Below are 21313 nucleotides of genomic sequence, written 5' to 3' on the forward strand. Positions count from 1 at the left end.
GCGACGGACGGAGACACGTGAACCTCGAACCACTCGACCCCTCGACCCTGCCCGCGCCCGTCGACGTGTCGGACAACCGCGCCGCGCTCGCGCAGGTCGACGCCGTCATCGACACCGGCCCGTTCGACGCCACCTGGGAGTCGCTCTCGGGGTATCGCGTGCCGCAGTGGTACCGCGACGCGAAGTTCGGCATCTTCCTCCACTGGGGCGCCTTCTCCGTGCCGGCGTTCGGCAACGAGTGGTACCCGCGCACCATGTACCGGCGGGGGACACCCGCGTTCGAGCACCACGTGGCGACCTACGGGCCGCAGGATCGTTTCGGCTACAAGGACTTCCTCCCGCACTTTCGGATGGAACGCTACGACCCCGAGCAGTGGGTCGCCCTGTTCAAGCGGGCGGGCGCGCAGTTCGTGGTGCCGGTCGCGGAGCATCACGACGGCTACACGATGTACGACACCGCCCGTTCGCGCTGGAAGGTCACGGAGATCGGGCCCAAGCGCGACGTGATGGGCGACCTGCTGTCGGCCGTCGACCGGTCCTGGCTCGTCACCGGTGCCTCGACGCACCGGGCCGAGCACTGGTTCTTCATGAACGGGGGAGCGGAGTTCGACTCCGATGTCCGCGACCCTGCGTACGCCGACCTGTACGGCCCGGCCCTGCGCAAGGAGATGAACCCGACCGAACGTTTCCTCGAGGACTGGCTGCTGCGCACGGTCGAGATCATCGACTCGTATCGTCCGCAGATCCTGTACTTCGACACGGGCATCGAGGAGCCGTCGTTCGAGCCCTACATCCGCCGCCTCGCCGCGTACTACTACAACCGGGCCGCCGAATGGGGCCGCGAGGTGGTCATCAACTACAAGTGGGATGCGTTCGCCCCCGGATCCGCGGTGCTCGACATCGAGCGCGGCACGATGGGCGGCATCCGCGACGACGTCTGGCAGAACGACACCTCCGTGTCGCGGACATCGTGGAGCTGGGTCGAAGGGCACGAGTACAAGGACGCTTCTGAGCTCATCCAGGAGCTCGTCGACGTGGTCGCCAAGAACGGGAACCTGCTGCTGAACGTCGGCCCGCGCCCCGACGGGACCATCCCCGAGGAGGAGGTCGCGCTGCTGGAGGCCGTCGGCGACTGGCTGGCCGTTCACGGCGAGGCGATCTACGGTTCCAGCCCGTGGACCGTTTTCGGCGAGGGGCCGACCGCCCCCGCCGGCGGATCGTTCACCGACGCCGCCGCCCCGGTGTACACGGCGGAGGACCTCCGTTTCACCCGCATGACGGAGGTCGGCCACGACTACGTCTACGCGATCGGGATGGTGCGGCCGCAGGACGGCCGGATGCGCATCCGCACCTTCGGGTCGGGGAGCCGGTTCGTCGACCGGCCGATCGTGGACGTGCGCGTGCTGGGCTCGTCGGAGCGACCGGAGTGGACCCGCACGGCCGATCACCTGGAGGTCGTGCTCCCGTCCGCGGAGACCTCGGGACCCGGCGGCGCGGTGGTGCGCATCGAGCTGGAGCCGGCCGCTGCCGAGACGCGCATCGACTTCTTCCACGGCCTCAACATCTGACGCGGACGCGCCCACACATTCGCCGCTGACACTGAAAACGGAGAGATAGATGATCAAGATCGACAGCGTGCCGACCCGCCGCCTCGCGAGCGGAGCCGTGATGCCCGCGATCGGCGTGGGGACGTTCGGATCCGACCACTACAGTGCGGACGAGGTCGCCGCTGCCGTCACCGGTGCGATCCGGGCCGGGTACCGCCTGATCGACTGCGCGTCCGTGTACGGCAACGAGGAGCAGGTCGGCGCGGTCCTGCAGGACGCGATCGCCGGCGGTGTGCCGCGCGACGAGCTGTTCGTGATGTCGAAGGTGTGGAACGACGCGCACGAGCCCGACGCGGCGGTGGCCTCGGTGCGCCGCTCGTTGCGCGACCTGCGCCTGGACGTGCTCGACGCGGTGTTCGTGCACTGGCCGTTCCCGAACCACCACGCGCCCTTCGCGGATGTGGCGGACCGCGACCCGGACGCGCGCCCGTACATCCACGAGGAGTTCATGGCGCTGTGGCATGCGCTGGAGGGGCTCGTCGACGAGGGGATCGTGCGGCACCTCGGCACGTCGAACGTCACCATCCCGAAGCTCACGGCGATCCTCGCCGACGCGCGCATCGCGCCGGCGCTCAACGAGATGGAGCTGCACCCCTGCTTCCAGCAGCCTGAGCTGTTCCGGTTCTGCCTGGACCACGGCATCCAGCCGGTCGGCTACTCGCCGCTGGGGTCGCCGTCACGGCCGGAGCGCGACCGGGTCGACACGGACGCGTCCGACATGGAGCATCCGGTGGTCGTGGCGATCGCGGAGGCGCACGGCGTGCATCCCGCCCTCATCTGCCTGAAGTGGGCGGTGCAGCGGGGCCAGGTGCCGATCCCGTTCTCCGTGAAGGAGCCGCAGTACACCGCCAACCTGCGCGCCGTGGTCGAGGACCCGCTCACCCCCGCCGAGCTGGAGGCCCTGCGATCCGCGGAGCGGAACAACCGGCTCATCAAGGGCCAGGTGTTCCTCTGGCCCGGCGCCGGCAGCTGGCTCGACCTGTGGGATGTGGACGGCACGGTCCCGGGCTGGAACGGCTACACCGCCGACCGCGCCGCGCTGGAGGTGGGGGCATGATCACCGGCCCGCTGGTCCATCCGCCGCTGCTCGAGGCGCTCGCCTCGTCGGGGCACGGCTCGGGGGTGCTGATCGCCGACGGGAACTACCCGTACCTCACTGCGACGGGGCCCGGGGTGCGCCTCATCCACCTCAACCTGCGTCCCGGCCTGCTCGACGTCACGTCGGTGCTCGACGCCGTGCTCACCACGGTCAACGTCGAGTCGGCGACCGTCATGCAGACGCCGGCCGGGGTCGAGGCGCCGGCGCAGGAGGAGTACGCGCGCAGGCTGGGTGAGGACGTGCCGCTGGAGCAGGTCGACCGGTTCGCCTTCTACGACCGCGTCCGCTCGCCCGACGTGGGCGTGGTCATCGCCACCGGGGACGAGCGCCTGTACGGCAACCTCCTGCTCACCATCGGGCTGCGCTGACCGGCCCGGTCACTCATCGAGTCGCCGGACGGACGCGCCCGGGATGAGGTGCGCCTCCAGGTACTCGATCCGGGGCTCGGGCCGTTCGCCGGGGGACTCGATCTGCTCGGCGATCAGGCGGGCCGCGTGCGTGGCGATCTTCCGCGTCGGCTGAACGATGACCGTCAGCTTGGGCACCAGCGCCTGCGCGAGCTCCCGGCTGTCGAACCCGACGACGGAGATGTCGCGGCCGATGCGCAGACCGGAGTCGTTGACGGCCGTCACGGCGCCGAGGGTGAGTTCGTAGTTCGCGGTGAAGAGCGCGGTGGGCCGGGGCCGCAGCGCGAGCAGTTCCTGCGCCGCCCGGTAACCAGCCTCGATCGTCAGCGGCACGAGGCGTTCCAGCGCCGGGTCGACCGCGACGCCGTCGGAGGCGAGCGCGCGCTCGAAGCCCTCGGTGCGCAATCGCATCGAGGAGATGATCGGGTCGCCTCCCACGAAGCCGATACGACGGTGGCCGTGGTCCAGGAGGTGCCGGGCGCCGAGCGCGCCGGCCGCCGCGTTGTCGATGAAGACGCCGTCGGCGCGCAGGTCGTCGATGAACCAGTCGACCATCACCACGGGCATGCGGGACGCGGCGTCGCGCAGCGCGGGCACGTCGTGGGGGGAGGTGACGGCCACGATGCCGTCCACCATCCGGTCCATCAGGAGGTCGACGGTCTCATCGCGCGGGTCGGGACTGGCGGCCACGATCACGCTGATGCCACGCGGGCGGAGCGCCTCCTCGACGCCGGCGATGATCGTGAGGTGGAAGTCGTTGTCGAGGGCGGGCAGGAGCACGCCGACGGTGCGCGACCGGCGGGAACGGAGGGTGCGGGCGAACTGATTGGGCCGGAAGTCGAGCTCGCGCGCGGCGGACTCGATCGCCTCGCGGTTGGCCTCCAGGACGTTGCGTCCGTTGAAGTACTTGGAGATCGTCGCGAGCGAGAGCCCCGTCGCCCGCTGGATGTCCTTGTAGGTCGTCACAGCCTCGTCTTTCCTGATCTCGAGCCCCCGCTCCACGGCCGGCGATCGCTTCGCACCGGCGTGGGCCCAGCATAATCGAGCGCATCGGCTGGAGCGAAACGTTACGCGGGTGTCGGGCGGCCGCCTCGGCGACCCAGAGCAGGAACGCACCGGTGAAATGGAAAACCCCCGGCGTGACCGGGGGTTTCTTATTTGTGGGCGATACCAGACTCGAACTGATGACCTCTTCCGTGTGAAGGAAGCGCGCTACCAACTGCGCCAATCGCCCGGGGGCTGCGAGATTCGATACTAGCCGACTCGGGGGTCCCGATGCACATCGACACGGAGGCGCGGATCGACACACCCGGACGTCGTCATCGGTTTTGTCTTGGGCGCGCGGATCGGCTAGAGTCTTTCAAGTGCCGCAGGGAACTGCGGAACGAAATGCGGATGTAGCGCAGTTGGTAGCGCATCACCTTGCCAAGGTGAGGGTCGCGAGTTCGAGTCTCGTCATCCGCTCGAGTCGGCCCGGTCTACGGATCGGGCCTCTCGGGTACGGTACGGTTCTTCCGTGTTGTGGCGTTCGGTGGATTGGCCGAGAGGCGAGGCAGCGGCCTGCAAAGCCGTATACACGGGTTCGAATCCCGTATCCACCTCGATCCTGAGCTTCGGTTCGGGCTCGGGCGATTGGCGCAGCGGTAGCGCGCTTCCCTGACACGGAAGAGGTCACTGGTTCGATCCCAGTATCGCCCACAGAGAGAACAGACAGAGAAAAGCCCCCGGAATTCCGGGGGCTTTCTTCATTGGGGCGCTGTGATCCCGCAGGAGAGCCCATCCCGCCCCGAGCGACGCCTGCTTGTGCGGCCACGCGCGCCTGGCGATGCTTGCTCTGTGACGGGACGGGACGGCGACCGGAGGAGCTGACGAAGGAGTCGCTCGCGTCGTGCGCTGCGCGGACAGGGACGCCTTGTCCGCGATCGCGACCGGGAAGGGGAGCGGATGAACACGGTCGCGGACATGCGCGAAACGGTCTTCTTCGAGGGGGACCGGGCATCCTCCAAATTCAGCCGGTTCTGGCTGCTGCTGTGCCTGTCCTCGGTGATCGCCGCGTCGGGAGTCGTCGGCGACTCGTCGGCCACCGTGATCGGTGCGATGATCGTCGCCCCGCTGATGACGCCGATCCTCGGGGTCGTGCTGGCCACGGTCACGGGCGACCGTCGCAATCTCATGCTGAGCTGGGGCATGGTCGCTGCGGGAGCCGCTACGGCCGTCGCGATCGGCTACCTCGTCGGACTCCTGGTCGCTGCACCCGTGGTCGCCGCCACCAACAGCCAGGTGGCCGCACGGGTCTCGCCGAGCCTCATCGATCTTCTGGCCGCGCTGGCAACCGGTGCCGTCGGCACGGTCGCCCTGGTGCGCAAGGACATCTCGGACACGCTCCCGGGAGTCGCGATCGCGATCTCGCTGGTGCCACCGCTCTCGGTGGTGGGTCTGACGCTCGAATCGCAGGCGTGGAGTCAGGCCGGCGGCGCGCTGCTCCTGTTCGTCGCGAACGTCGCGGCGATTCTCGCGACGGGGGTGATCATCCTCACGGGCTACCGGATCGGGGCGGTCTCCGGTGCCGCCGCCGAGACCCATGCGCGGCGGGGCTGGGGGAGGCGGCACCGGGCGATCATCTCGATCGTCGTGACCCTGCTGATCATCGGCGTGCCTCTGACGCTCACGTCGACGCGCTTCGCCGACCAGGAGCTGCTGGAGAACTCCATCCGACAGGCCGCCCAGCCCTGGGCGCAGCAGAACGGCTGGGAGATCAGCGAACTCCAGGCGACCAGCAGTCAGGCCACTCTGACGCTCACCGGTGAGCCTCCCGTGCCCGAGACCGGCTCGCTGGAGGCGGCGCTGAAGGCCCAGGGCGTCGATCCGGCCCAGGTGACCGTGCAGTTCGTGCCCGCGTACACCGTCCACCTGGGCGGGGGCGGCTGACACAAATCACTCGCTCGACCCGCAGGGCGTCCGGGGCCGCAACTCACACGCAGTTCGGCTGGTAGGCCGGATCGGCCGGCCCGTTCGGGACGCTCAGCGCCTCCAGCACCAGCTGCTGCACGACGGGATCGTTCGGTGTCTGGTCGTGCTCGATCGGGTCGGCGGGGCACTTGTCCTGGATGACCAGATTCGTGACCTGTGAGGCCGATCCGCTCAAGGCCTGGCTCTGGTACGGCGTCACGACCTCGTCGTGTGTGGTCGAGATGACCGTGTAGAACGGACCCTTCACCGTGTCGCCGATGGAGTTCAGCTTCTGCAGGAAGGCGGACCCCGCGGTCTGGTCCGCGCACGCCGGGCACGCGGTGGGGGAGGCGCTGGTCAGAGCAGGCAGCCCGTCCGGCCCGGGAACGATGACGCCCCGGGTGCCGTGGTTCGACGGGGCGATGCCGATCAGCTGGTGCACCTTCTTCGCGCCCCCGAGGAAGCCCAGGTAGTAGCGGGGCATCATGCCACCCTGGCTGTGCCCGACGAGGTCGACCTGCGACGCCTTGGTGGAGGCGAGCACCGCGTCCACGAACGGGGCGAGCTGCTTCGCGGAGCCGACGATCGGGCCGGACGCATCGACACCGTTGTACTGGCCGTAGTCGAGGGCGAAGACGCAGTAACCGGCCTGCTTGAGGGTCGGGGACATCGTCGCCCAGTTCTTCGCCATGCTCTCGAAGGTCCCCGGCACGAGGATCACCGGATACGGGTGCGCGGCGGACGGCACGCAGGACCAGTCGTTCGCGCCCGGGGGAGAGACGGACACGGTGTCCGCCTGCGCCGGCACGGCGAGCGCGATCGACCCGAGGGCCGCCGTAGTGGCGGCGATGAGCAGCTTCTTCAGTAACGACATCGGTACCTCTTCCGTCTGCGCCCTCCGGGGGACGGACGGGGATATCCGTGGCGGGCGCGGCTTCGGCCAGAAACGGTAGACGCGTGAGCCGAGGGATCAACCGGCTTTGAGGAGCTTCGGAGGTCGGGCGGAGGCTGTGCTCATCCACGCGCGCCGTGTCCGACCAACCGGCGCCCCGGGTTACGCGTTGGCGCGCAGATATGTCGTCAGCGAAGCCTCGATGGTCGTCAGCCGTTCGGCGCGCAACCGGACGTCGTCCCGCAACGCCGCGATCTGCTCGAGGAGCCCCGGGCATGCCGACTCGGACCGCTCCCCGACGGTGCACGGGAGTACGTCCTTGACCAGCGCCGTCGGAAGTCCGATGTCCAGCAGGGACCTGATGGTTTCGACCATTGCGACCGCGTTCGGTGCGTACTCCCGGTAGCCGTTCGGCTGCCGCTCCGACGTCAGCAGTCCCTGCTGTTCGTAGTACCGCAGCGACCTCGGGCTCGCACCCGTCCGCGCACTCAGCTCACCGATCCGCATGAGACTCCTCTTGACCTTGACACCGATGTCAGAGTTTACGCTTCCGGCATGGACCACCCCGCACCCACACGACTGACGAGCCCGCTCCTCACCTTGCCCGATCTCACAGGACGACGCGCCGTCGTGACCGGCGGCGCGAGCGGGCTCGGCCTCGTCACGACCCGCACCTTCGCGCTCCAGGGCGCCGACGTGATCATCGGCGCTCGGGACGTCACGAAAGCCGAGGCCGCCCGCGCGCACCTGCTGGCCGAGCACGACCTTCCCGCAGGCAGGATCAGCGTCGCAGGGCTGGATCTCATCGACCCCGACTCCATCGAGCGGTTCGCGGGCATGGCCGCAGGCGCACCGATGGACCTGCTCGTCCTGAACGCCGGCATCAGCAGCGTCCCACTCCGGCACGATCGCAACGGCATCGAGAGCCAATTCGCCACCAACCACCTAGGGCACTTCGCTCTCGCCGCCCGTCTGTTGCCCTCCCTCGAGCAGGGGACCGACCCGCGAGTCGTCACCGTGTCGTCGGCCCTGTACACCGCAGGGAAGCTGGATCTCGAGGACCTCGCCAGCACGTCCGGCTACTCGCCGGGTCGCGCCTACAACCGCTCCAAGCTCGCCAATGTCATGTTCGCGCTGGAGCTCGGTCGTCGTCTCGCGGAGTCGGGGAGCTCAGTTCGAAGCTTCGCCGCACATCCTGGTATGGCGCGCACACCCCTGCACACGACGTATCCCTCGGTGGCGACCCGGGTGATGACCCGGATCATCGCCGGAGCCATCGGTCGCGAACCCGGGCCGGCCGACGTCGGCGTCCTGACGGCAGCCCTGCACCGGGACGCTTCACCCCAGTTGTTCTGGGGCCCGACCGGTTCCAAGACGCACCCGGATGCTCTCGGCGACCGGTTCAAGCCGGTTGCGACCGATCTCGAGACGGCTGCGGCACTCTGGGAGGTGTCGGAGGGGCTGACCGGCACCCGCATCGCGAGCTGAAGGACGGACAGAGGCGGGTTCGCCGTCAGCGCGCTCGCCTCAGCCGCCGAGGACCGGATCGGGCGCGTGCAGGAAGAGCATCGCGGTGACCCACAACACGACGCTGCTGCAGATGCCGACGATCGGCACGACCCAGACGCGGCGCGGGGACAAGAGTCCGATCAATCCGGTCAGCAGTAGAGCGAAGGCGAACAGCACCAGCGCGCCCGCGACAGCCAATTGCAGACCCGGTCCCATGCGTCCGAGCTCGTCCCTCCCGATGGTGGGACCTCCGATCGTGAGGGCGATCGAAAGACCGAGCATGACCGCGACGAAGACGATGACGCCGTGCAGCAGGAGCACCAGCGCGGCGGTCAGGACCGGGCGACGATGCCGCAGCGGCACGAGAGTCGTGGACATGGGCCCAAGCTACTGGGCGACGAGGGTCGTCTCGTCCCTCTCAGGGATGACGCGTAGAGAGTGGCCATGAATCTCGTTGGAGGTCGGAGTCGGAACCGACGGACTACGATCCGGCTATGGTGTTGCCCGCTGACAGCCACGTCCACAGCGAATGGTCCTGGGACACCGGCGGACCGCACTCCGCCGCCGTCGGTCGCATGCGGGAGACCTGCGAACAAGCGATCCGAATCGGTTTACCCGCGCTTTTCTTCACCGAGCACTTGGACATTCCGGGCACCTGGCGCGCGGAGCCGGGCGACCTGATGCCGCACCAGCGGCACTATGTGCAGCCGGACGGCCTCATGGAGTTCGAGCCCTTCGACGTCGACGGCTACTTCGACGACATCGACCGTATGCGTCGCGAGTTCCCCGAGCTCGGCATCTTCACGGGCGTCGAGTTCGGGCAGCCGCACCTGTTCGAGGCGGAGGCCCGCGCCCTGGTGGACCTGGACCGGTTCGATCGGATCAACGGATCGCTGCACACCCTGGACATGGGCGGCGGTCGCGCGGAACCGAGCAGGCTGCTGCAGGAACACCCTGCAGCAGACGTGATGACCGCATACCTCGCTGAGATCCCGGTCATGGTGGCGGGCTCGGACGCGTTCGACGTGTTCACCCACATCGACTACGCCCTCCGTCACTGGCCGGCGGAAGAAGCCGGTCCATTCGACCCGCGGCGGTTCGAGGGCCTCTTCCGCCACGCGATGCGCGCGATCGCCGACAGCGGCCGGGCGCTCGAACTGAACACGCGACGGCTCTGGTCGTGGGTGCCGCAGTGGTGGGCCGAGGAAGGGGGTCGGGCGATCAGTTTCGCAAGCGACGCTCACACACCGGACGCGCTCGCCGCCAACTTCCCGGAGGCCGTCATCCTCGCGGAGACGTTCGGATTCCGCGCGGGAGCCACACCCGCCGACCTGTGGAGACGGCCACGACTCCGTTGAGACGGGCCGCCGCTACTGCGGCGATGTGGTCGAGAACCGACCGCTGGCGTCCATCCGCAGCCACAAGCCTTCCTGCCCGCACTGGTTGTGAACGAGTCGCGCGGTCGTACGGAACGACTGGACCGCGTCCGTACCTTGCACTGCCTCGGCGGTGAGCGCCATGCTGTCGCCGTCGTGTGGCAGGGTCGACGGCTCGTCCATGGTGAATGCGACGACGTTGTACCCGGTGAGGCAGCTCCCCTCGGCGCACACGCGCACGTTGGTCTCCGGATGCGCCGTGACCCACGAGTGCACATCGACCGTGATGCGTGGCGCCGGCGTGATCTCCTCTCCGCACATCCTCGCCTGGGTGCACCCGGTCAGCGTCAGCGCATACAGAGCCATCGCAGCGACGGCGATTCGCTGCGTGCTCGATGGCCGACGCATGGCCGGCACTCAGTCCTGCCGCTCGACGACGGGCGGAGCGTACGCCCCGCCGACGTGGCGACGGTCGCGGACGGCGACAGCCAGCACCACTCCACCCCAGCACCGCCCAGAGCGCGGCGAGAAGATATCGCCACGGTTGGCCGCCGTCCACGATCGCGACGGCGAACCAGCACGCGGCGAGCGCGAGCCAGACCACGCCGTTCCAGATCCGGGGCTTCCCGAAGGCCACACGGAACCAGCGCGGTTCTCCCTGACGTTCCCCCATGACGCCGACTCTAGCGAGGCGGGTCTCCGGATGCCGCAAAAGCCCGCGACCGTCAGGCCAGCCCCGCGAAGAAGCCGCGGATGCGGTCGGCCGCCAGGTCCGGCTGCTCGAGGCCGAGGAAGTGGCCGCCGCGCGGGGCGCGCTCGAACGAGCGCACATCCGTCGCGGCGCGCTCGGCGAAGGAGCGGGGGTAGCCGTCCATCACCGGCTCGCGGCTGAGCAGCACGCCCAGCGCTGCGGTGATCGGCGGCCGGGGCGGGTTGGAGTCGTAGTCGTAGTACTGGCGGAAGGAGGAGCCGATGGTCCCCGTCGCCCAGTAGAGCGTCGCGATCGTCAGCAGGGCATCCCGGGGGATGACCGCATCCAGGTCGCCGTCGACCCAGGCCTGCCACTTGTCGGCGATCCAGGCGATCAGGCCGGCGGGGGAGTCGGCGAGGGCCGCGGCGAACGTGTCGGGCCGGGTGGCCATGATCTCGCTGTAGCCGCCGTCGGCGGAGTCGTAGGCGGCGACGGCGTCCAGGTAGGCGCGCTCCTCGTCGCTCTGCGGTTCGTCGTCCGTGGGGAAGGGTCCGTGGATCAACTGCACGCCGATCACCTGATCGGCATGGTCGGCACCGAGCCAGGTCGCCGCACCGCCGCCGATATCGCCTCCGAAGGCCGCATAGCGGTCGTAGCCCAGCACAGAGGTCATCAGTTCGTGCAGGTCGCGCGCGATGGCCTGCCGGGTGAGCGGAGGCTCGGGGAGCTCCGAGAACACGAAACCGGGCAGCGACGGCACCACGACGTCGAAGGCGATCCGGGCGTCGGAGCCGAAACCGGCAGGATGGGCGAGCCGCTCGGCCAGCGGCAGGTACTCCGTGTACGCGCTGGGCCAGCCGTGCAGCAGCAGGAGCGGCACGCGCGTCTCCGCCGAGCCGGCCGCCGGGATGCGGACGAAGTGGATGCGGTGGCCGCCGACATCGGCGAGGTGCTGGTCGTAGGAGTTCAGCCGCTCCTCCTGCGCCCGCCAGTCGAACGCGAGCCACGCATCCACCAGCCCCTTCAGCGCAGTGCCGCCTGCGCCGGCCTCCCAGGCGCCGGCACCGAGCGGGGCGACGTACCGGGTGGCCGCGAGCCGGGCGCGCAGATCGTCGAGCAGGTCATCGGACAGGTGGATGCTGAAGTCGTCGAAGCTCATCACGGCTACGGTACTGGGGCGCGGATCCCGCGTGGAAGTGGCGCCGGCTACACGATCAGCCGTTGCCCGGTATGAGCACGCCCATCGGCGTGCCGTTCTGGCTGCAGGACGAGACGGCGTGGAGCATGTCGCCGCGGAACGGCTCGCCCCACGGATCGAAGGTCTCGCCGGAGACGGCCGGGGGCGTGATCGTGGTGTCCGCCAGGAGCGCCCCGACATCACTCTCCAGCCCGTGGCTCACAAGCATCTTCAGCATCTGCAGCGTCGTCGGCGCCGTATTCACGATCGCGACGAACTGCGCGTCCGAAAGTGCGCCCTTCGCGTGCTGCAGGGTTGCGTTCTGGAGCTCCGTGTCCACTGCCGCGAGAACCGCACAACTCTCGCCGATGCGGTCGCGCGGGTCCGAGAACACCGGCGCCGTCGTTGTTGTCGGTGTCGGCTTCGGCGCGTCAGAATGCGGTCTCGCAACCGGCGGCGTCGTGCATCCCGTCACGGCGAGTGCGCAGCATACGGCCATTGCGCTGAGCGCGATGCGCACCGTCATTCTGTGCGGTCTGAGCGTCATCGTTCCTCCCCGAGGGTGATCGTAGCGGCCCAGCGGGCTCAGCGCGCTTCGAGCACGAACAGGATGAACGCGAGGAAGCGCCCGCTCTCGTGTTTGCGAATCTCCGGGAAGCGGTCGAACGCCTCCGGCGCGAGAGCCGGTTCGGAGATCGCCGAGATGAGGAAGCCTGCGGCCGCGAACGCGTCGGTCATCGCGTGCAACGGTCGGTCCCAGAACCTGAGCGTGGCCGTCTGGTCGCCCAGCGTCCACTCCTCGGTGCGCTCGTGGATCCCGAAGTACTCGCGGTCGCCGCCGGAGAGCCGGTCCGAGAAGAAGATCGCGGACGGGTGCTCCTCGGAGACGATGAGGCGCCCGCCGGGCTTCAGGATGCGATGGATCTCCGCGAGGCTCGGCCCCCAGTCCTTCAGATAGTGGAGCACCTGTGACGCGATCACGTCGTCGAAGGTGTCGTCCTCGAACGGCAGCGGCTCGGCGAGGTCGGCGACCCGCAGATCGATGTCGCTGCCGAGGCGCGCCCGTGCCTGGTCGAGCATCCCCGCGCTCGAGTCGACACCCGTCACGATGGCGCCGCGATCGCGAAGATCGGCCAATATCGGACCCGAACCGCATCCGACGTCGAGGACCCTGCGGCCGGCCACGTCGCCGGCGAGCTCCGCGAGAGCCGGCCGGTTGTAGTACTCGTTGAGGAGGCTCGTCGCGTTGAGTGCTGCGTAGCCCTCGGCGATCGTGTCGTAGGCGGTCATACGGCTCATCATGGCAGCGCATCCCGCTGGCCCGCTCATGTCGGAGTGGATAGCTCACTAGGGTGGGTGGAGCATCGCGAGCCACCTGGGGGAGATGTGTCCTACGATCCGGACGATGACTTCGGCCCGCGCTTCAGTGGCCGTCCGCCCGCTCGCAGCGGTAGCGGAGACCTGTCGGCGACCATCGCGCTGCTCGCTATCGCCCTGATGGTCGGAGCTGCGTTCTGCTTCACTGTGCTGCTCACGCAGATGAACGTTGCAGCGTGCTCGGCAGACCCGAGTGCGTGCGACTTCGCGCTCGTCGGACTCAGCACCTGGGTCGTGCCGGCGGCGACGATCATCGCTGGAGGTCATCGCGTTCATCATCGCCATTGCTCTGATCGACGTCGCGATTCCTCGCTGATTCTCCAAGCCCTCGACCCGGCACTTCAATCCGCCGGCACCCCGGCCAGCACCGACCTCGCCGCCCGCACCCCCGAGTACAGCGCCCCCTGGATCGACGGCGTCTCGCGGTGGTCGCCCGCGAGGTGCAGGCCGGGGCCGATGCGAGCGGGGGACGACCGCCGCATCGGCGGGGGCAGTGCGGGAAGCGCGTGCGGGATGTCGTCCCGGCGCAGGAGCCGCCACGACGCCGCGGCCCGGCCGTACAACCGCAGCAGCTGGGCGCGCACGTCGCTCTCGCTCCCCTCGCGCCCGGGAGCCCACAGGCAGGTCGCCTGCACCAGGTGGTGGCCGGGAGGCGCCGCCTCGGGGATCGTGGCGGAGATCGCCAGCGCGTTGACGATCGGACCCTCGCGAGCGGCGTCGACCGTCAGATAAGCGGACGCCGGGGGTTCTTCGGTCGCGAACCACCACGTCTGCAATCCTCGAGTGGATGGGGCGGGCGCGTCCACGAGTCCGTCGAGCGCCTCCGCGCCGACAGCCACGACCACGTCGCGTGCGAACAGGGTCCCCTCGCCGGCCGCGTCCACCTCCCAGAGCCCATCCCGTCGCTGCATTCGGCTCACGGCGCGGCCGACCCGGATGTCGGCTCCCGCCGCGCGGGCGCGCGAGGCGAGCGCCGTTGGGAGCGCGGCGATGCCGTCCCGGGGCAGTCCCGCCGCCGCAGGGAGGAACGATCGGGCGAGGAGGCGCACGTACGTGTCGGACGTCGATTCCGACGAGTCCGCGAGAACTCCCGAGAAGAACGGGGAGAGCACCTCGGTGCGCAGCGGTCCGGTGAGGCCCGTGGCATCCCAGGCCTCCCCGATGGTGCGGTCGGGTCGAGCCACCGCAGCACGCGGCCGGAGGAGCATCGGCCCGAGCCAGCGGACCAGCCCGACGAGCTCGCCCGGTGTCACGAGACCACTGGCGAGCGTCGCCGGAATCAGGTTCGGATGCCGAAGCGGATGCGCGAGGGTCGCCATGGCCCCATCCATGCGGCGCACCCGGACCGCAGTCGGGAACGCCTCGACGGAGAGGCTGTCCACATCGACCGCCGCCCGGACGGCCGGATACGCGGTGTTCAGGACATGGAACCCGCGGTCGAGGGTGAAACCGTCGACGTGGTCGGTCCGTTGGCGCCCGCCGACGCGATCCGACGCCTCGAGCACGACCACGTCGCGGCCGCGGGCCGCCAGTTCGGCGGCACACCGCAGACCCGCCAGCCCGGCACCGATCACGACCACGTCATGCGTCTGCATGAGCCGAGTGTAGGAGCAGATCACCATCGAAGCCGTGACCGGGGCTATCTTTGGCCCAAGGCAGAGGGGGCACAATCATGCCGTTCTTCGTGATCGAACGAAACTATGTGGAGCGGGTCGGCGTTCCTCTCGAGGCCGCTCCCGGGATCAACGTGATCAATGACGAGGAGGACGTCCGCTGGCTGTACTCCTTCCTCTCGATCGACCATCGCAAGAGCTACTGCCTGTACGAGGCCCCATCCATCGAGGCGATCCGATCGGCGGCCGCACGGGCAGGGCTGCCGGTGGACTCGGTGGTCGAAGTGGAGGGCAGGATCCTGCCGAGCGGGGAGCTGAGTCCGCTGACGTGATCACCGCGCTGGGCGGAGCAGCCCTTCCTCGCGGGCGAGCATGGCGGCGGCCGTCCGGTTGCTCGACCCCGTCTTGGACAGGATGCTCCGGATGTGGTTGGCCGCGGTGTTCTCCGTGATGAAGAGCCGTGCCGCGATCTCCCGGTTGCTGCGCCCCTCCGCCACCAGCCGCAGCACCTCGATTTCGCGCGCCGTCAGTCCGTGAGCACGAGAGGAGCGCTCCGTGGCCACCGCGGGCAGCCACCGCAGCACGCGACTCAGCCCGGACGCGTCGGCGATCGACCGGGCGCGCGCCACCAGCGCGGCCGCCTCCGCCGAGGACGGATCGTCCCCCTGAAGCCAAGCGGCCTCCGCGGCGAGCGTGTAGGCGACGTGGAGCGGCGCGTCCATCCGCTCGTTCATCTCCAGCGCCGAGGCGAACCGGTCGCCGGGCGCGCCGAACCCGCACAGGGACTCGATCTGCCCCAGATAGCAGTCCGTGCTCCCGAACACGGCGACGAAGTAGCCGGCCATGAGATTGAGGCCCTGGAACTCGAGCAGCCAGGGATGGACGACGGCGGCGAGCTCCGGATCCTCGAGCCACACGGCCGCCTCGGTCATGAACGCCAGGGAGGCGGGCCAATCGGAGGAGCCGTGCGCCGCCGGGTGGTCGTGCGTGACCATCCAGTTCAAGACCCGGCGGGTCGGCTCGGCCAGGCCGAGCTCGGTGTAGAGCGCGAGAAGGCCGGGGGCCCACCGCGCCTCCGGCGACTCGTCGCCGGTCACGAAGGGGCGGATCGTCTCGAGGGCACCGCTTTCGCGCCGGAGCATGAAGCCCTGCAGAGCGCCGACGCCCGAGGTGACGTCCGAGCGGAACTCGTGCTCCGCGCGGTGGATGGCGTGGATCGCCGCGCGGGTGTCGTCCAGTGCGCCGCGCGCGAGCGAGCGACCGAAGCGGGCGCAACAGGCGAAGTAGGCCCAGTACGACCCCCAGTGCCGGGCGGTCTCGGCGAGATCGAGTTCGCTCTGATGCAGTTCGTCCGGGTCGCCGGCCACGTACGCGGTTGCGCTGCGGACGTACGCTGCGGCGCCGAACGCTTCATCGTCCGCTCCGCCGGCCAGGCGCGACAGCTCCTTGCTCCGGATGAGCCTGGCGACGATGTCGCGCGGGAGGAATGTCTGCGTGACGGTCACGCGCAGTGCTTCGGCCAGGACTGCTCTGTCGCCCAGCCGGCGCGCTCCGGCTATCGCGCGGTCGCCGAGCCGGGCCGCTTCGTCGAAATCTCCGGTGAACGCCGTGGCGCGCCCCAGGGCTGCCAGCCCTCGGATGTGCAGCGGATCCTCCTCGGGAACCGGCATCCCGGAAAGCGCCGCGGAAAGAAGCTCGCGCGCCGCGTCGCCGGGCAGTCCCGGCCGCCAGGAGGCCTCTTCGAACTCGATCGCGGCACGGAGCCGTGAGTGCGGATCGCCGTCTTCGATGACCTGGAGCGAGGCCGACCGGGCTCGCGCGAAGTCCGATGCGAGGATCCAGCTGTGGACCGCTCGCAGCCGGAGACCGTCGCGGGTGGGCGTGTCCAGCGTCAGCTCCGCAGCTCGCGTGAACGCCCGGGCGGCGTCCTCGTGTGCGAGCCGCGCGTCGGCCGCCTCCGCTGCCTGCGTCAGGTAGGCGGCGGCCCTGCCGCCGTATCCCAGGGCACGCGCCTCGGAGTAGTGGTGCGCCAGCCTCTGCACGAGACGGGGCGCCGCAGGAAATCGGGCCTCGAGGGTGCACGCGACCAGGGCGTTCATCGCCATCAGGTCGGCGCGAGAACAGTGCTCGATGAACGCCTGACGGGCGATGGCGTGCGGGAAGCGCAGCGGTTCGGTCGGCGCTCGCGGTGCTTCGAGCAGCCCGGACGCCGCGGCGGCGTCGATGGCCGACAGCGTCACCTGGAGCGGCGAGAGGCTCACCGCGATCAGCTCGGCGAGGTCGAACTCCTGTCCGAGCACAGCGGCCAGCGCGAGGACATCGCGCTGTGGTCCGGTCAGGGCCGCGATCCGCGACCGCAGGAGGTCCGGAGTCGCGGCGGGAAGCTCGAGGACCACCGTGCGGTCCCGGGCGCCCGACCCCCAGGAGGCGACGATGTGCGGCCAGGTCGCGCGCACCAGGAACGGGTTGCCACCGGTCAGCGCACGGAGGATATCGGCGGAGCTGTCGGCGGCGTCCGGAGGCACGTCGCCGGTCAGCCGGACGAACTGCTTGATCTCGTCGATCGAGAATGGTGCCAGCTCGCATCGCCGGACGCCCTCGAGTCTGCCGAGGCCGGCGAGCGTGTCGTCAAGTTGGTCCGACTGGTCGGGGCGGGTGGAACGCAGGGTGCCGATGACGAGGAGGCGCGCATCCACCGTGTTCTCGACGATCCGCGAGAGCAGGCGCAGGGCGGTCGGCTCCGCCCAGTGGAGGTCCTCGGCCACCAGGATGATCGGATGCGCCTCGGTGGCGGCCAGCAGCACGTCGACGACCGCCTGGAAGAGCCGCGCCTGGCCGGCCTCCATGCCGTCGATCGCGGGCGGGCGCCCGAACGCCCGCTCGAGGAGTTCGACCGATCGAGCGAGCTCCGGGTCGTCGTCCGCGACGCGCACCATGGTGAGGAGCTCTCGGATCGGGACGTCGAACGGCTCGAACGGGGTGGCGAGATCCTGCACGCACGCACCGGCGAGCACGACGGCGCCGGCCTCGTGGAGCCTCGTGCAGACGGTGCTGACCAGGCGCGATTTGCCGATGCCGGGAGCGCCCTCGACGAACACCGCGCGGCCTGCGCCATGCTGCACAGCTGACCACGCGGTCTCGAGCTCCGCGACCTCTTCGCGCCGGGCGACGAACGGCGGTTGACCGGGCATTCCCCATCGAGGCGGAAGGGTCGTGGCGGACCGGTCCCGCATGGTCACAGGCTAGCGCGGGCGATGCGCCGGTGCATGACCGGAAATATCGGGACACCTCGCGTGAAGATGATCATTTCTGGTCAGGTGCGCGCTGCTCGGCGTCCCTAGCGTTTTCCGCATGAGGGGCCGGACGTGCGACCGGCCGGTCAGCGAGGAGGGCATGATGACCGTGACGACGAGCCAACCGTCGGCGTCGAACGAGGGATACCGCTCCGGACAGAGCGCCTTCGAGCGGTTCGTGCTGGACGGCGAGCGTCACTTCGGCCCCACGGGATCGCGCGATCGCGCGTTCGCGACGTTCTTCGAAGCCCTCGCCGGTGATCTCCGGCCTGCCGTCGAGGCGTATTTCCGCGGGGCCATCCCGCGCACGCCGCTGCCTCTCCGAAATGTGGTGGAGACCGAGGAGTACGCACCGGGTGCGCCGGTGACGACGACAGCAGGAGCAGGCGCCCTCGTGCGGGAGCCGGGGCGCCTACCGGTGGGGCGCGTGGGCCGCGTCGAGCTCCTCCTCGAGGAGCTGACGCTCGACCCCTGCCCGACGGGACGGGCCGGGCGACGTGCGTCTGTCTTCCTCGATATCACGGCCGTCGATGCGATGGGTGGCCTCGCGACGACCAGCACGCGCATCTGCCGGCGGGGAGCCTGTCTGCCTGCCGCTTTCTGCGACCGGATGCTGGCGGCGGTGGAGCTCGGCGTGCCCGATGCCGCAGCGCCCCGGACGGTGTCGTTCGAGGTGGCCGCCGCAGAAGGCGCGGAGGACCGCTTCCCCGAGCTGGTGGAAGCGACTCGGGATTACGTGCGCCGAGACCTCGACACGTTTCCGGGGCTCGCGCGCGAAGGCGCGGTTCTGCGGCCGGATACCGCCGAGGTCGTCGACGCCCACGTGCGCGCGTGGCTCGACTGCCTCCTGATCTGGTCGGCCGACATCCTTCCGACGACCGGCAAGAAGGCGGAAGCCCGCCTCGGCGGAGAGGCGCAGTTCACGGCGACCCTCGACGGTCCGGAGCTCGACTACGTTTACCGGAACGCGTCCACTGGACGCCTCGTCGAGATCGTCGGCAGCAGCCACGTCCGCGGAAGGCCGATGGTCCACACCTTCTCGTCGGCCGATGAGGAGCTGCGAGCCCGGTTCCGGATGGGCTTCCGGGCCTCGACCGCGGCGCCGGTGCCGGTGGCGCGGAGCCGCCCGCGCGTGCTGCAGGAAGTCGGCACCTAGCGCCTTCGTCGGCGCTGCGATAGTGGGCCTCAGGCCCTGACAGGAACGTCCGAGTCGAGGGAGAACGACAATGCTGAAGAACACAACCGGGGCCGTGGACGCGGCCTTCGAAGAACTCGCCGCCCAGATGAGCGGCACCGTGACCACCCCACACGATGCGGCCTACGACACGGCCCGGTCCGTGTACAACGCCATGATCGACAAGCGTCCCGCAGCGATCGCTTTCTGCCGCGACGCCGCGGACGTGGCCGCGTGCATCCGATTCGGCCGCGAGAAGGGCCTGGAGATCGCGGTGCGCGGCGGTGGACACAACGCCGGCGGCCTCGGCGTCTGGGACGACGCACTCGTCATCGACCTGTCACCGCTCCGCGAGATCACCGTCGACGCCGAGGCGCACACCGTGCGTGTCGGCGGCGGATGCACCTGGTCGGAGGTCGACCGGGCGACGGTGGCCGCAGGCATGGCCACGCCCGCCGGCATCGTCTCGTCGACGGGTGTCGGGGGACTGGCCCTCGGGGGCGGGATCGGCTACCTCGCCCGCCGCTTCGGGCTCACCGTCGACAACCTCGTGTCCGCGGACGTCGTCCTGGCCGACGGCACGTCGGTGACGGCCGACGAGACCGATCACCCCGACCTGTTCTGGGCGCTGCGTGGCGGAGGAGGGAACTTCGGCGTGGTCACATCCTTCACGTTCCGCTGCCACGATATCGGCGACCACGGCACCATCTTCGGTGGCCCGGTGCTGTACGACTTCGCGGACACCGCCGCGGTCATGCGGTGGTACCGGGAGACGTTGCCGAGCCTTCCCGAGGAGCTGAACGGCTGGCTCGGGATCCTGTTCATCCCGGCCGGGCCGCCGTTCCCCGAGGAGCTCTGGGGGCGGAGGGCGTGCGGGATCGTCTGGTGCTACACCGGGGAACCGGAACGGGCGGACGAGGTGCTCGAATCGGTGACCACGTTCGGATCGCCGCTGCTCGTCGGCATCCAACCCATGCCGTACTCCGCATTGCAGGCCGCGTTCGACGCCATCTACCCCACCGGATTGCAGTGGTACTGGCGGGCAGACTTCTTCACCGAGCTCTCCGATGCGGCGATCGACGCCCACCTCGAGTACGGGGCCGAGTTGCCCACTGCGCAGTCGACGATGCATCTGTACCCGATCGACGGCGCCGTGAGCCGCGTGGCACCGGACGCGACCGCCTTCTCCTACCGCGACGGCGGCTGGGCGGGAGTCATCGTCGGAGTGGATCCCGACCCTGCGAACGCCGATCGCATCTCGGAGTGGACGCGGGACTACTGGCAGGCTCTGCACCCGAGTGCGGCGGGAGGAGGCTACGTGAACTTCCTCATGGACGAAGGGGCGGATCGTGTCCAGGCGTCCTACCGCGGGAACTTCGCACGGCTGGCCGCGGTCAAGGCGCAGTACGACCCCGACAACGTCTTCCACATCAACCAGAATGTCCCGCCCGCGGGTACTGCTCCCAGTGCCCCTCGCTGATCACCTCCACCCGCCCGTCCACCACCGCGATCGCGGTCTGATCGTCGATGGCGTACGCGCGCCCGGGGATGCGTTCGGCCCAGCGCCGGGCGGCCTCGAGCGTGTTCTGTGACCAGCCGGGGTAGTCGAGGTGCGGGAAGATCGAGAAGTCGACGAGGCCGAGAGTGTCGTCGGGGCCGTCCGGCTGCCAGTCGAGGAACTCCGTGCCGACGCGCGGAGTCATCACCATGCTGCCGGCGCTCACGCCCACCCAGACGGTGTCGGCGAGTTCGGGCAGCATCGCCGCCAGGCCGGACTGCCGCATCCAGGTCCAGAGGTATCTCGCCTCGCCGCCGTCGACCAGCAGCACGTCCGCCGCGCGCACCCACGGCTTCCAGCGCTCCTCGGCGAGACTGGGCAGCGCGGTCAGCTCCAGCACGCCGACCGACTTCCAGCCCAGGCCGACCAGGCGGTCGTCGTCGTCCCTCGCCGCGGTCGACCGCCAGACGGTCTGCGGGCTGCATGCCGGCTGGCCCCACTGCGCGGTGGGGATGAACAGAGCGTCGCTGTCGGCGATCGGTTTGCCGAGCATCCCGATCAGCGCCTCGCGGATGCTGTCGTTCGTGACCCCGCCCGACGTGAGCAGCAGCTTCATCCTCGACCTCCCCCGAGCCTGTAGAACCGAGGATC

At 69.7% G+C, this 21313-nt stretch carries 20 protein-coding genes and 4 tRNA genes; 12 read left to right on the forward strand and 12 right to left on the reverse strand.

The features are described 5' to 3' along the window. Positions 1-17 precede the first annotated feature (17 nt). The 3 genes from ACTJI1_RS06150 to ACTJI1_RS06160 are packed head-to-tail and all read left to right on the forward strand — an operon-like array spanning position 18 to position 3074. Positions 18-1568: an alpha-L-fucosidase gene (locus tag ACTJI1_RS06150; RefSeq protein WP_440741924.1), complete on the forward strand. Its 1551-nt coding sequence runs from the start codon at positions 18-20 to the stop codon at positions 1566-1568. Positions 1569-1617: 49 nt separating this feature from the next. Continuing rightward, on the forward strand, positions 1618-2664 hold the full coding sequence (locus ACTJI1_RS06155) for an aldo/keto reductase (RefSeq protein ID WP_440741925.1): 1047 nt from the start codon (positions 1618-1620) through the stop codon (positions 2662-2664). After that, positions 2661-3074 carry an RbsD/FucU family protein gene (locus ACTJI1_RS06160; RefSeq protein ID WP_440741926.1) on the forward strand — a complete coding sequence of 138 codons (414 nt, stop codon included), beginning with the start codon at positions 2661-2663 and terminating at the stop codon, positions 3072-3074. The genes ACTJI1_RS06155 and ACTJI1_RS06160 overlap by 4 nt, the downstream gene beginning before the upstream one ends. A 9-nt stretch (positions 3075-3083) precedes the next feature. Here the strand turns inward: ACTJI1_RS06160 and ACTJI1_RS06165 are convergent, their stop codons facing one another. Both ACTJI1_RS06165 and ACTJI1_RS06170 read right to left on the reverse strand, forming a co-directional pair. Beyond that, positions 3084-4079: a LacI family DNA-binding transcriptional regulator gene (locus tag ACTJI1_RS06165; RefSeq protein WP_440741927.1), complete on the reverse strand. Its 996-nt coding sequence runs from the start codon at positions 4077-4079 to the stop codon at positions 3084-3086. Between the two features lie 195 nt (positions 4080-4274). Continuing rightward, positions 4275-4347 (reverse strand) — tRNA-Val (locus tag ACTJI1_RS06170). Between the two features lie 157 nt (positions 4348-4504). Between ACTJI1_RS06170 and ACTJI1_RS06175 the strand changes: the two genes are divergently transcribed. The 4 genes from ACTJI1_RS06175 (at position 4505) to ACTJI1_RS06190 (ending at position 6041) form a co-directional block, all read left to right on the forward strand. Beyond that, a tRNA-Gly gene (locus tag ACTJI1_RS06175) sits at positions 4505-4577 on the forward strand. Positions 4578-4643: 66 nt separating this feature from the next. Beyond that, positions 4644-4714, forward strand: a tRNA-Cys gene (locus tag ACTJI1_RS06180). Positions 4715-4739: 25 nt separating this feature from the next. Beyond that, positions 4740-4811: transfer RNA gene (locus ACTJI1_RS06185), tRNA-Val, on the forward strand. Between the two features lie 246 nt (positions 4812-5057). Next, positions 5058-6041: a DUF389 domain-containing protein gene (locus ACTJI1_RS06190; RefSeq protein WP_440741928.1), complete on the forward strand. Its 984-nt coding sequence runs from the start codon at positions 5058-5060 to the stop codon at positions 6039-6041. 43 nt (positions 6042-6084) lie between these two features. Here the strand turns inward: ACTJI1_RS06190 and ACTJI1_RS06195 are convergent, their stop codons facing one another. Continuing rightward, positions 6085-6936 carry a lipase family alpha/beta hydrolase gene (locus tag ACTJI1_RS06195; protein WP_440741929.1) on the reverse strand — a complete coding sequence of 284 codons (852 nt, stop codon included), beginning with the start codon at positions 6934-6936 and terminating at the stop codon, positions 6085-6087. A gap of 180 nt (positions 6937-7116) precedes the next feature. Continuing rightward, positions 7117-7461: a MerR family transcriptional regulator gene (locus tag ACTJI1_RS06200; protein ID WP_310129651.1), complete on the reverse strand. Its 345-nt coding sequence runs from the start codon at positions 7459-7461 to the stop codon at positions 7117-7119. Between the two features lie 48 nt (positions 7462-7509). Here ACTJI1_RS06200 and ACTJI1_RS06205 point away from each other — a divergent pair, with 48 nt between their 5' ends. Next, the gene (locus ACTJI1_RS06205; protein WP_440741930.1) at positions 7510-8442 is read left to right on the forward strand and encodes an SDR family NAD(P)-dependent oxidoreductase; all 933 of its coding nucleotides are present in this window, start codon (positions 7510-7512) and stop codon (positions 8440-8442) included. Between the two features lie 39 nt (positions 8443-8481). On the opposite strand, the gene ACTJI1_RS06210 is transcribed toward ACTJI1_RS06205, so the two are convergent. Continuing rightward, positions 8482-8841 (reverse strand): hypothetical protein, encoded by a 360-nt coding sequence (locus tag ACTJI1_RS06210; protein WP_440741931.1) that lies wholly within the window; start codon positions 8839-8841, stop codon positions 8482-8484. Between the two features lie 116 nt (positions 8842-8957). Here ACTJI1_RS06210 and ACTJI1_RS06215 point away from each other — a divergent pair, with 116 nt between their 5' ends. Beyond that, a complete protein-coding gene (locus ACTJI1_RS06215; RefSeq protein ID WP_440741932.1) occupies positions 8958-9821 on the forward strand; it encodes a PHP domain-containing protein in 864 nt (287 codons plus the stop codon). Positions 9822-9833: 12 nt separating this feature from the next. Here ACTJI1_RS06215 and ACTJI1_RS06220 read toward each other — a convergent pair whose 3' ends face one another. The 5 genes from ACTJI1_RS06220 to ACTJI1_RS06240 form a co-directional block, all read right to left on the reverse strand. After that, entirely contained in the window at positions 9834-10205 is a 372-nt protein-coding gene (locus tag ACTJI1_RS06220) for a hypothetical protein (RefSeq protein ID WP_310129647.1), read from the reverse strand. Between the two features lie 359 nt (positions 10206-10564). Next, complete coding sequence (locus ACTJI1_RS06225; protein WP_440741933.1) at positions 10565-11689, reverse strand: epoxide hydrolase family protein; 1125 nt, start codon at positions 11687-11689, stop codon at positions 10565-10567. Between the two features lie 55 nt (positions 11690-11744). After that, the gene (locus tag ACTJI1_RS06230; RefSeq protein ID WP_440741934.1) at positions 11745-12227 is read right to left on the reverse strand and encodes a hypothetical protein; all 483 of its coding nucleotides are present in this window, start codon (positions 12225-12227) and stop codon (positions 11745-11747) included. Between the two features lie 65 nt (positions 12228-12292). After that, positions 12293-12997, reverse strand: a complete 705-nt coding sequence (locus ACTJI1_RS06235) for a class I SAM-dependent methyltransferase (RefSeq protein ID WP_440741935.1) — start codon at positions 12995-12997, stop codon at positions 12293-12295. Between the two features lie 428 nt (positions 12998-13425). Further along, positions 13426-14679 carry an NAD(P)/FAD-dependent oxidoreductase gene (locus ACTJI1_RS06240; RefSeq protein WP_440741936.1) on the reverse strand — a complete coding sequence of 418 codons (1254 nt, stop codon included), beginning with the start codon at positions 14677-14679 and terminating at the stop codon, positions 13426-13428. Between the two features lie 77 nt (positions 14680-14756). Here ACTJI1_RS06240 and ACTJI1_RS06245 point away from each other — a divergent pair, with 77 nt between their 5' ends. Then, positions 14757-15029 (forward strand): DUF4242 domain-containing protein, encoded by a 273-nt coding sequence (locus ACTJI1_RS06245; protein ID WP_440741937.1) that lies wholly within the window; start codon positions 14757-14759, stop codon positions 15027-15029. On the opposite strand, the gene ACTJI1_RS06250 is transcribed toward ACTJI1_RS06245, so the two are convergent. Beyond that, positions 15030-17888 (reverse strand): helix-turn-helix transcriptional regulator, encoded by a 2859-nt coding sequence (locus tag ACTJI1_RS06250; protein WP_440741938.1) that lies wholly within the window; start codon positions 17886-17888, stop codon positions 15030-15032. It lies immediately after the preceding gene. Between the two features lie 160 nt (positions 17889-18048). Between ACTJI1_RS06250 and ACTJI1_RS06255 the strand changes: the two genes are divergently transcribed. Together ACTJI1_RS06255 and ACTJI1_RS06260 are read left to right on the forward strand one after the other, a co-directional pair. After that, on the forward strand, positions 18049-19146 hold the full coding sequence (locus ACTJI1_RS06255; protein WP_440741939.1) for a hypothetical protein: 1098 nt from the start codon (positions 18049-18051) through the stop codon (positions 19144-19146). Between the two features lie 70 nt (positions 19147-19216). After that, the gene (locus ACTJI1_RS06260; protein ID WP_440741940.1) at positions 19217-20644 is read left to right on the forward strand and encodes an FAD-binding oxidoreductase; all 1428 of its coding nucleotides are present in this window, start codon (positions 19217-19219) and stop codon (positions 20642-20644) included. Here the strand turns inward: ACTJI1_RS06260 and ACTJI1_RS06265 are convergent. After that, entirely contained in the window at positions 20595-21278 is a 684-nt protein-coding gene (locus ACTJI1_RS06265) for a Type 1 glutamine amidotransferase-like domain-containing protein (RefSeq protein WP_440741941.1), read from the reverse strand. The two genes, ACTJI1_RS06260 and ACTJI1_RS06265, sit on opposite strands and share 50 nt — an antisense overlap. Positions 21279-21313: the final 35 nt, after the last annotated feature.

This window comes from Leifsonia sp. 22587 (assembly GCF_052044215.1).
GTDB lineage: Bacteria > Actinomycetota > Actinomycetes > Actinomycetales > Microbacteriaceae > Leifsonia > Leifsonia shinshuensis_C.